A 9,304-nucleotide genomic window follows, 5' to 3' on the forward strand; every position below is an offset into this window, starting at 1 on the left:
GGGTGGGGACGAGCGCGCGGCGCCGCGGGTGGCGGGGCATGATCTGCGGATGCCGCACCTGCTGACCGACCGCGCCATCACCCGGTCACCGCTTCCGCTCGTCACCTCCGCCGAGGCCCGCGTGCTGCGGCTGGCGCTGGCCGGTCCCGGCTTCGCGCGGGTGCGCCGCGGCGTGTACGTGGATGCCGCCGCGGCGGCGCGGCTGGCGCCGTGGCAGCGGTACGCGCTGCGGGTGCACGCCTTTGCGCTCGTCCACCCGGATGCCGTGCTGTGCCTGGAGTCGGCCGCGGTGCTGCTCGGCCTGCCGCTGTTCGGCGAGACGCGCGACATCCACGTGTTCGATCCGGACCGCACGGCGTCCCGCCGGTTCGGCGACGTGTGCGTGCACACCAGCACCGACGCGCGGGAGGTCGTGCCGGTCGACGGCATCCTGTGCACGTCGCCGACGGATGCCGTCATCGACCTCGCCCGCGTGCTCCCACCCGCGCAGGCGCTCGCCGTCGTGGATGCCGCGATCTCGCCCCGACAGGGCGGCGCGCTCGTCGTCGACGACCTCCGGGAGCGGGCCGCGTCGCAGTCCTCCCGCCGGGGCGTCGCGCGGCTGGCGTGGGCCTGGGCGCACGCGGACGCGCGGGCCGAGTCGCCCGGCGAGAGCGTGAGCCGCGCCGTCATCCGCTGGTGCGGCTTCGAAGACCCGGTGCTGCAGGCCGAGTTCCGCTACGAGGGGGTCACCGACCGCACGGACTTCCTGTTCCCGTCGAGCCGCACGGTGGGCGAGAGCGACGGCTGGGGCAAGTACGGCATCGGCGACGGCGACGCGCCCGCGGACGCCGCGCGGCGTTTCCGCGACGAGAAGCGCCGCGAAGACCGGCTGCGCCGCGCGGGGCATCCCGTCGCGCGCTGGGAGATGGCGGATGCGGTGCGGGTCGAGCCGCTGGCGACCGCCCTGCAGCGCGCTGGGGTGCGGCTCGTCCGCCCGCGCGACCGCGCCGGACTGGCGAGCCTGCGCCAGACGCCCCGCGCTCTCCCTCACCGACCGCGGTGAGAAACCACAACGGCGACGACACACACCTGCGGTGGTGGTTTCTCGCGCCGAAGGTGGTTTCTCGCGGGCGAGGGGCGCGGGCGCGGGGAGGGGGCGGCGAGGGGTCAGGCGCCGGCGGCCATCTCCTTCGCGCGGGCGAGAGCGGCGTCGGTCGCCTCCGCGAAGACGCCGTCCAGGCGCGCGCCCTGCAGCACCGCGATGGCGCGCTCGGTCGTGCCCTTCGGGCTGGTCACCCGGCGGCGCAGCTCTGCGGGGTCCTCGCCCGTGGCATCCAGGAGCGCCGCAGCGCCGATGAAGGTCTGCTCGGCCATGAGGCGGGCGTCCGCGTCGGAGAAGCCCTTTCCGCGGGCCGCCTCGGCGAGCTCCTCGATCAGCAGGAACACGTAGGCGGGACCCGACCCCGAGATCGTCGACAGCGCGTCGATCTGCGACTCCGGGACCTCGATCACCACGCCGCACGTCTCGAACAGTCGGCGCACGAGGGCGAGGTCGTCGGCGGATGCCGCGGCACCGGCCGACAGTCCCGTGACGGCCTTGCCGACCACCGCGGGGGTGTTCGGCATCGACCGGATGACGGCGACGTCCTCGCCCACGATGGAGGCGAAGGTCGCGAGCGTCACACCCGCGGCGAGGCTCACGACGATCGTGCCCGGTCGCAGGACCGGAGCGATCTCGCGCAGGAGGTCCGGGACCATCACGGGCTTGACGCCGATGAGCACGATGTCCGCCGCGGCGGCGGCCGTGGTGTTGGCGGCGGCATCCTCCTCGAGGGAGAGGCTCGTCACGCCGTCCAGCGCGGCCAGCGGCGCGGCGCTGGCCGCCGTGCGGTTGGTCACGGTCACGCGGGGCGCCGCGCCCGAGCGGACGAGCCCCTGCAGGATGGCACCTCCCATCGAGCCGGCACCGAGGATCGCGATCGAGGGAAGCGGAGAGGCCATGCCCCCATCCTCGCAGAGGAACCACCCGCCCCGGGAGCCCGCCGCAGGGGTCTCAGTCTCGGGGAGGGTCTCAGTCGCGGGGCTCGTTCAGGATGAGCCGCATCGACGGGGCGCGGCCCTTCTCGATGTGGCTGAAGGCGAGGCTCTCGGCGAGGCGGGCGTTGCCGTCCGCGATGGCCGCCAGCAGCTCGTCGTGCTCGTGGGACTGCTCCCGGGCGTCGCGGCCGACGCCGGTCAGGTAGAAGAGCCACACGAGTCGTCCGCTGACGACGCGGGTGAGGGAGGTGAGCAGGGTGCTGTCGGCCATCTCGACGATGCGGGCGTGGAAGGCGGCGTGGGCCTCGGCGATCGCGAGCCGCTCGCCGCTCGTGACCGCGTCATGGGCCGACGCGAGAGCCCGGTCCAACACCTCCACGGGAGCGCCCCGGCCGGCGTTCTGGGCCGCGAGGCGCGCGGCGAGCGTCTCGAGGCTCAGCCGCACGTCGAACAGCTCGTCGATCGAGCGCCGGTCCCACCCGACGATCCGGGCGCTGCGGCGCGGCGCCGTCGCGAGGAACCCGTCGACGCCGAGCTGCAGGATCGCGGCCCGCACCGGGATGCGCGACATCTGCAACTCGTCGGCCAGGCGCCCCTCGGTGATCGCGGCGCCGTCGGCGTAGCGCCCCAGGATGATGGCGGTGCGGATGCGGCGGTACGCCGTCGCCGCCAGGGAGTCGTCGGCTGCATCCTGCGCCTCGGACATGCCGTCTCCCCTCACGGTGCCGCTCACGGCGATCCCGTCACGGGCGGACCAGGGCGGCACGCGCGCTCATGAGCGGATCGCGACCATTGTGCCAGCGCCGACGACGCTCGCGCGCCCGCACAGCAGGTGCGCCGCGTAGAGGTCCTGGATGCCGAGGCCCACGGAGTTGAAGACCGTGAGCCCGCCGCGGCCGCGGAGGGGCGGAACGTCGAGCACGTCGCCGAGCGGGACCAGACCCGCCGGATCGAGCGCACCCGCGTCGCACGCGCCGCGCACGTTGCCCGATTCGGCGAGGGCGACCGCCGGATCGTCGACCACCACGGTGCGCGCGTGGGCGAAGACGTCCGCCTGCACCTCGCTGAACATCGGCCGCGGCGGCGAGCCGACCGCGTTGAGGTGCACGTCGGCGCGCAGCATCCGACGCGCCAGGAACGGCTGCTCCGCGGGCGTGAGCGTGCAGACCACGTCGGCGTCCTCCAGGGCGCCCTCGCGACTGTCCGTCGTCACGGCGGGGATGCCGTCGGCGCGCAGCGCCGCGACGCATTCGGCGGCGCGCGGAGCGCTGCGCGACCACACGCGCAGCTCCGCGAAGGGGCGCACGCGCATGAGCGCGCGGGCGTGCTCGGCGGCGAGCGGACCGGCCCCGATGAGGGCGGCAACGTGCGCCGCGGGATCCGCGAGGACGTCGGTCGCGAGTGCCGTGACGGCGGCGGTGCGGATGCGGGTGAGCGCCCGTCCGTCGATCATGGCGACGCACTCGGCCGTCGCCGCGTCGAAGACCGCGACGGTCGAGCGCTGGGCGGGCAGTCCCACCGACCGGTTGCGCGGGGCGTCGGCGAGCACCTTGACGGCGAACATCCCGAGCTCTTCGGAGATCGCGCTCATCGGCACGACGGTCGGGGCGTCCGCCGTCCGGTCGGCGGCAGCGGGGAGCGCGTGCGGCCGCGGCTGCACGGCGCGTCCGGTGCGCAGCGCCCGGTGGGCCGCGGCCATCGCCTCGCGCATGCCGTCGGCATCCGCGAGCGCCTCCACGTCGTCGGAGGTCAGGGTGAGTGTCGTCATCGGATCTCCTTTTGGTATCCCAAATGTAGAACGAGGCCACCGCGGTCACATCACCCCGACTCCCGCTCACAACACCCACACGGTCACTGCGACACACGAAGAACCGCGCAAAAACGGCACAAAAGCACACTCGGAGATCGATCGCGATGCGCGAAAGAGTTCACTGCGCCGAAACCGCGGGACACATCGCCGTAACAGAAGTGGCGGATTCTGTATCCCAGATTGATGACGGAGAGGAGAAGCCGATGGCACGACTGGTCGTAGGACGACTGATTCAGGCCCTGTCGACGATCTTCGTCGTCGTGACGATCGCGTTCGCCCTGGGCCGGCTGAGCGGCAGCCCGGCGGCGCTCCTGCTCAGCGAGAACGCCTCGCGCGAGCAGATCGACGCGCTCAACGCGAGCCTCGGCTTCGACCAGCCGCTGTGGAAGCAGTACCTCGACTACCTCGTCGGCATCGTGACCCGCGGCGACTTCGGCGACTCGTACCGTCAGAGCGGCGTGCCGTCGATGCAGCTGGTCCTGGAACGGGTGCCGGCGTCGCTCCAGCTCGGCGCGGTGGGCCTGGTGGCCGGCGTGATCCTGGCCGCCGTCGCGGCCGTCGCCGTCCACCTGACCCGCAGCCGGGCCCTGCGCACCACCCTGCTGACCGTCGGTGCGGCCCGACAGGCCATCCCGGACTTCTTCTTCGGGCTGCTGCTCGTGCTCGTGTTCTCCGTCGCGCTCGGGATGCTGCCCTCGCTCGGCAACCGCGATCCGCTCGCGATCATCATGCCGGCCGCCACCATCGCCACGGCGCAGTTCGTGGTGTACCTGCGGCTGCTCGACAACGCGCTGGGCGAGCAGTCCCGACTCGACTACGCCCGCACGGCCTACGCCCGGGGCGAGAGCCGGTTCCACGTGGTGGTGTCGGAGATGCTCCCCAACGCGGTGCTGCCGGTGATGACCATCGCGGGCATCAGCCTCGGCTCGTTCCTGGGCGGTCTGGTCATCGTGGAGAACGTCTTCGCCTGGCCCGGGCTGGGCCAGCTCATGCTGAGCGCCGTGTACGCCCGCGACTTCCCGGTCGTGCAGTCCGGCCTCATCGTCGTGGCCGCCCTGTTCATCCTCTCCAACGCGCTCGTGGACGTCCTGAGCGCTCTGGTCGACCCGAGAGTGAGGCACCTCGCATGACCGCGCCCATCGCTTCGCCGCCCGCGTCGCCCGCCGAGACGGTCACGCCCGCTCCGCCTGCCGGCACCGCCGCACGGTTCACGTGGCCCCGCCTGCGGGCGGCCGAATGGGTGGGCATCGGCATCCTCGCCGTCGTCGCCGCCTTCATCCTGATCGTGCCCCTGCTGCCCGGCAGCGACCCCTACGCACAGGATCTGTCCGCCTCCTTCATCCGTCCCTTCACCGACGGCGCGCACCTGCTGGGCACCGACATGCTGGGCCGCGACCTCGCGAGCCGGCTCGCGCTCGGCGGGCAGGTGTCGCTGGGCATCGTGCTGTTCGTCGTCGCCATCAACGCCTTCATCGGCATGGTCGTCGGCATGATCGCGGGGTATGCGGGCGGACGACTCGACAACCTGCTGATGGGCTGGGCGGACGTGCAGCTGGCGATGCCGATCATCCTCGTGCTCATCGCCCTGTCCGCGGCACTGGGCCCCAGCGTCTGGCTGATGGTCATCACACTCGCGGCGACCTACTGGGTCGGCTATGCGCGCGTGGCACGCAGCACCGCGATGTCGCTGAAGAGCCGCGACTTCGTGGTCGCGCCGCGCATCCAGGGCGCCACCGCCCAGTGGATCGTGTCGACCCACATCGCGCCGCACGTCGGCGTGCAGGTGCTCATCCTCGCCTCGGCCGACATCGGCGGCGTACTGCTGCTCACGTCGTCGTTCGACTACCTCGGGCTGGGCGTGCAGGCCCCGACGCCCTCCTGGGGACTGCTCATCAGCGAGGGGCAGAAGTACGTGCGCGAGGCGCCGTACCTCGCCCTGATCCCCGGCATCGCGATCTTCCTCGTGGTGATCGGCACGAACCTCGTGAGCCAGCGCTTCACCGCCGAGCGCGACCTGTCCACCCTCCGCCGACGGAAGAAGGCCCGCGCATGACCCGGGATGTGCTGCTGAGCGTCGAAAACCTGGTCGTCGGCACGCGCGACGCCGACGGACGCGAGGTGCGTCTCGTCGACGGCGTCTCCTTCCAGATCGCCGAAGGCGAGGTGCTGTGCGTGGTCGGCGAGTCGGGCTCGGGCAAGAGCCTGACGATGGCGGCGGTGCTGGGGCTCCTCCCCGCCGGCGTCGAGGTGCTCTCCGGACGGGTCGACTACCGCGGCGAGGACCTGCTGGCCGCCGGCGAGCGCCGTCTGCGCGAGCTGCGCGGACGCCGCCTCGCGATGGTGTTCCAGGATCCGATGACCGCGCTCAACCCGGTCAAGCGCGTGGGCGCCCAGATCGCCCGCGCCGTGCGACGGCACGGCGACGGCGTGAGCCGCGCCGAGGCCGATCGGCGCGCCGCCGCACTGCTGAGCGCGGTCGGCGTGCCGGATGCCGCGGCGCGCGCCCGCGCCTATCCCCACCAGTGGTCCGGGGGCATGCGTCAGCGCGCCGTCATTGCCGCCGCGATCGCCCACGACCCCGATCTCCTGGTGGCCGACGAGCCCACGACGGCGCTCGATGTCACCATCCAGGCGCAGATCATGCAGCTGCTGGCCGAGGCGCGACAGCGCACCGGTGCGGCGATGGCCCTGATCACCCACGATCTGGGGCTGGTGGCGCAGACCGCCGACCGGATCGTGATCATGTACGCGGGCCGCATCGTGGAGAGCGGGACGGTGTGGGACCTGTTCGCCGCGCCCCGCCATCCCTACACGGCCGGCCTGCTCGCGAGCCTGTTGACCTCCGAGAGCGCGGCCGGGCGCGCCTACGCGATCCCGGGCTCTCCCCCGCAGCCGGCGGCACGCCCGCACGGATGCCCCTTCGCGCCGCGCTGCGAGCTGCCCGCGAAGTCGGCGCTGTGCACCGCCGAACGGCCCGCCCTGCGCCTGGTCGCGCCCGATCACGCCTCCGCCTGCCACCACGCGGACGCCGTCTCCGCCCTCGCCGAGGAGGTCGCCGGATGAGCGACGCCGAACCCGTCCTGCAGATCGACGACCTGCACGTGCGATTCACGCGGCGCACCGGATGGCGCCGCCGCCACGTCGTCGACGCCGTCGACGGCGTCTCGCTGACACTGCACCGCGGGGAGACCCTCGGGTTGGTCGGCGAGTCCGGCTGCGGGAAGTCGACGCTCGTGCGCACCGTGTTCGGGCTCAACACCCCGGCATCCGGCGACATCCGCATCCTGGGGCATCGCATCGACGATCTGCCCCCGCTGCAGCGCCGGCGGCTGCGCAACCGCGTGCAGCTAGTGTTCCAGGACCCGTACTCGTCGCTGGATCCGCGACTGAGCGTGCACGACATCGTCGCCGAGCCGCTCACGATCGTGGGGCGCTACTCGAAGGACCGCGTCGTCGAGCTGCTGGAGAGCGTCGGGATCGGCGCCGAGTCGCTGCGGCGCACGCCCGCGCAGTTCTCCGGCGGCCAGCGTCAGCGCATCGGCATCGCGCGCGCCCTCGCGCTGGAGCCGGAGGTGCTCGTGCTCGACGAGCCCGTCTCCGCCCTCGACGTGTCGGTGCAGGCGCAGGTCATCAACCTCCTGCAGGACCTGCAGCGCACCCACGCGCTGTCCTATCTGTTCATCGCGCACGACCTCTCCGTCGTCCGCCACCTCTCCGACCGCGTCGCGGTGATGCGACAGGGACGCATCGTCGAGATCGGCGAGCGCGACCAGATCTTCGACGATCCCCGCCACGAATACACGCGCACGCTGCTCGCGGCCATCCCGATCCCCGACCCGCGCCTGCGGGCGGATGCCCCACCCGCACCATCCCCTGCCCTCACCCGAACGAACAGAGGAACGTCATGACCCACCGCTCATCCCGTGTCCGCCGCGCGCTCGCCGCGGCCGCCGCGCTCACCGGCGCCGCGCTGGTGCTGTCCGCCTGCGCGGGCGGCTCGGCGTCGACGGCCGAGACCCGCAACCTGACGATCGGCGTCGTCGCGGAGCCCGAGAAGTCGCCCGACCCGATCGTCGACGGCTCGCTGGCCGGCTACAACATCTACTACAACCTCTTCGACCAGCTCACGGTGCTCGACGCCGACGGCACGATCCAGCCGTCGCTGGCCACCGCGTGGACCCCCAACGCCGACTTCACCCAGTGGACGTTCACCCTTCGCGACGACGTGACCTTCCAGGACGGCGAACCGCTGAAGGCATCCGACGTGGTCTTCACCTACGAGACCGTGCTGAACACGCCCGACTCCGACAACCTCGGCTACATGGGCATGCTCGAATCGGTCTCCGCCCCCGACGACCACACGGTGGTCTTCGACCTCAACTCGTCGTTCTCGCCGTGGCCGTCCATCACGACCGCACAGTCGATCGTCCCGGAGAAGGTCTACACGGCGCTCGGCTCCGAAGGCTTCGCCGCCGCCCCCGTCGGCAGCGGCCCGTTCTCCTTCGTGAGCTGGAAGCGCGGCGTGGACTACGTCCTCAAGCGCAACGACGCCTACTGGGGCGGCGCTCCCCAGATCGACACCCTCACCTTCCAGACGGTGTCCGACGAGGAGGCCCGACTGAACGGGGTCATCTCCGGCAGCCTGGACATCGCCCTGATCTCACCGAACCAGGTCTCGTCGGCCGAGGGCAGCGGCATCGACGTGCGCTCCCGCGCGGCCAACGGCACCACGTTCCTCGGCGTCAACTCCACGTCCGGCCCGCTGGCGGACGAGCGCATCCGTCAGGCCGTGTGGCACGCGATCGACCGTGACGCGCTCGTCAAGACGGTGCTCAGCGGCCGCGCCGTCGCCAACGACCAGATCGTCGCCGCCAACGTCACCGGCTACGTGTCGGACGCGACGGGACCGGCGTACGACCCCGCCGCCGCCAAGGCGCTGCTCGCCGAGGCCGGGTACGCCGGCGAGGCGATCCCCCTGGAGTACGCGACCAGCGGCCGCATCCCGATGAGCGCCGAGATCGCGCAGGCGATCGCGGGCTACCTGGAGGCGGTGGGCTTCACGGTCAGCCTCTCCGGCATGGACCAGGCCACGCTGTCGAACCGCATCTACAGCACGGTCGACATGAAGGGCCTCTACCTCAACACCTGGGCGCCCTCCACCATGGACGGCGACATGCCCGCCACCAACCTGTTCGCGGGAGGACAGAACGACTACGCGAAGAGCCCGGAGACGGCGGCGCTCGTCGCCAGGCAGCGCACCGTCGCGGGCGACGAGCGCATCGCCGCCTTCCGCGACCTCGCCGAGGCGAACTTCCAGGGTGCGTACATCGTGCCGCTGTTCACCCCCGAGGCCGACTACGCGGTCTCGCCGAAGGTCACCTGGACGCCGCGCGTCGACGGCGAGTACGACCTCGCCGACGTCGCGTTCACCGGCTGAGCGCCGGCGAGGGGGCGGTCCGCCGCCGCCCCCTCGCC

Annotated in this window: 9 protein-coding genes; 6 read left to right on the plus strand and 3 right to left on the minus strand. The window is 72.4% G+C overall.

Translation table 11 applies throughout. The annotated features are described in order from the left end of the window. The coding region (locus tag AC1Q49_RS15500; protein WP_492493253.1) for a hypothetical protein at positions 1-1,045 on the plus strand (1,045 nt) is incomplete at its 5' end. A 104-nt stretch (positions 1,046-1,149) separates the two neighbouring features. Here AC1Q49_RS15500 and proC read toward each other — a convergent pair. From proC to AC1Q49_RS15515, 3 genes are all read right to left on the minus strand, one after another. Then, positions 1,150-1,983, minus strand: a complete 834-nt coding sequence (proC, locus tag AC1Q49_RS15505) for a pyrroline-5-carboxylate reductase (protein WP_101305618.1) — start codon at positions 1,981-1,983, stop codon at positions 1,150-1,152. Between the two features lie 70 nt (positions 1,984-2,053). Continuing rightward, positions 2,054-2,752 carry a GntR family transcriptional regulator gene (locus AC1Q49_RS15510; RefSeq protein ID WP_492493255.1) on the minus strand — a complete coding sequence of 233 codons (699 nt, stop codon included), beginning with the start codon at positions 2,750-2,752 and terminating at the stop codon, positions 2,054-2,056. Positions 2,753-2,791: 39 nt separating this feature from the next. Further along, positions 2,792-3,787 (minus strand): ornithine cyclodeaminase family protein, encoded by a 996-nt coding sequence (locus tag AC1Q49_RS15515; RefSeq protein ID WP_492493257.1) that lies wholly within the window; start codon positions 3,785-3,787, stop codon positions 2,792-2,794. Between the two features lie 245 nt (positions 3,788-4,032). Here AC1Q49_RS15515 and AC1Q49_RS15520 point away from each other — a divergent pair, with 245 nt between their 5' ends. From AC1Q49_RS15520 to AC1Q49_RS15540, 5 genes are read left to right on the plus strand one after another with little or no spacing between them, the layout of a single operon-like run. After that, complete coding sequence (locus tag AC1Q49_RS15520; protein ID WP_060961060.1) at positions 4,033-4,959, plus strand: ABC transporter permease; 927 nt, start codon at positions 4,033-4,035, stop codon at positions 4,957-4,959. Further along, on the plus strand, positions 4,956-5,882 hold the full coding sequence (locus AC1Q49_RS15525; RefSeq protein ID WP_492493260.1) for an ABC transporter permease: 927 nt from the start codon (positions 4,956-4,958) through the stop codon (positions 5,880-5,882). Before AC1Q49_RS15520 ends, AC1Q49_RS15525 begins: the two co-directional genes overlap by 4 nt. Beyond that, positions 5,879-6,892, plus strand: a complete 1,014-nt coding sequence (locus AC1Q49_RS15530) for an ABC transporter ATP-binding protein (protein ID WP_492493262.1) — start codon at positions 5,879-5,881, stop codon at positions 6,890-6,892. The genes AC1Q49_RS15525 and AC1Q49_RS15530 overlap by 4 nt, the downstream gene beginning before the upstream one ends. Further along, positions 6,889-7,737: an ATP-binding cassette domain-containing protein gene (locus tag AC1Q49_RS15535; RefSeq protein ID WP_101305612.1), complete on the plus strand. Its 849-nt coding sequence runs from the start codon at positions 6,889-6,891 to the stop codon at positions 7,735-7,737. The genes AC1Q49_RS15530 and AC1Q49_RS15535 overlap by 4 nt, the downstream gene beginning before the upstream one ends. Next, complete coding sequence (locus AC1Q49_RS15540; protein WP_205282320.1) at positions 7,734-9,266, plus strand: ABC transporter substrate-binding protein; 1,533 nt, start codon at positions 7,734-7,736, stop codon at positions 9,264-9,266. The genes AC1Q49_RS15535 and AC1Q49_RS15540 overlap by 4 nt, the downstream gene beginning before the upstream one ends. Positions 9,267-9,304 lie beyond the last annotated feature (38 nt).

Source organism: Microbacterium sp. MPR-TSA4, from assembly GCF_058792815.1.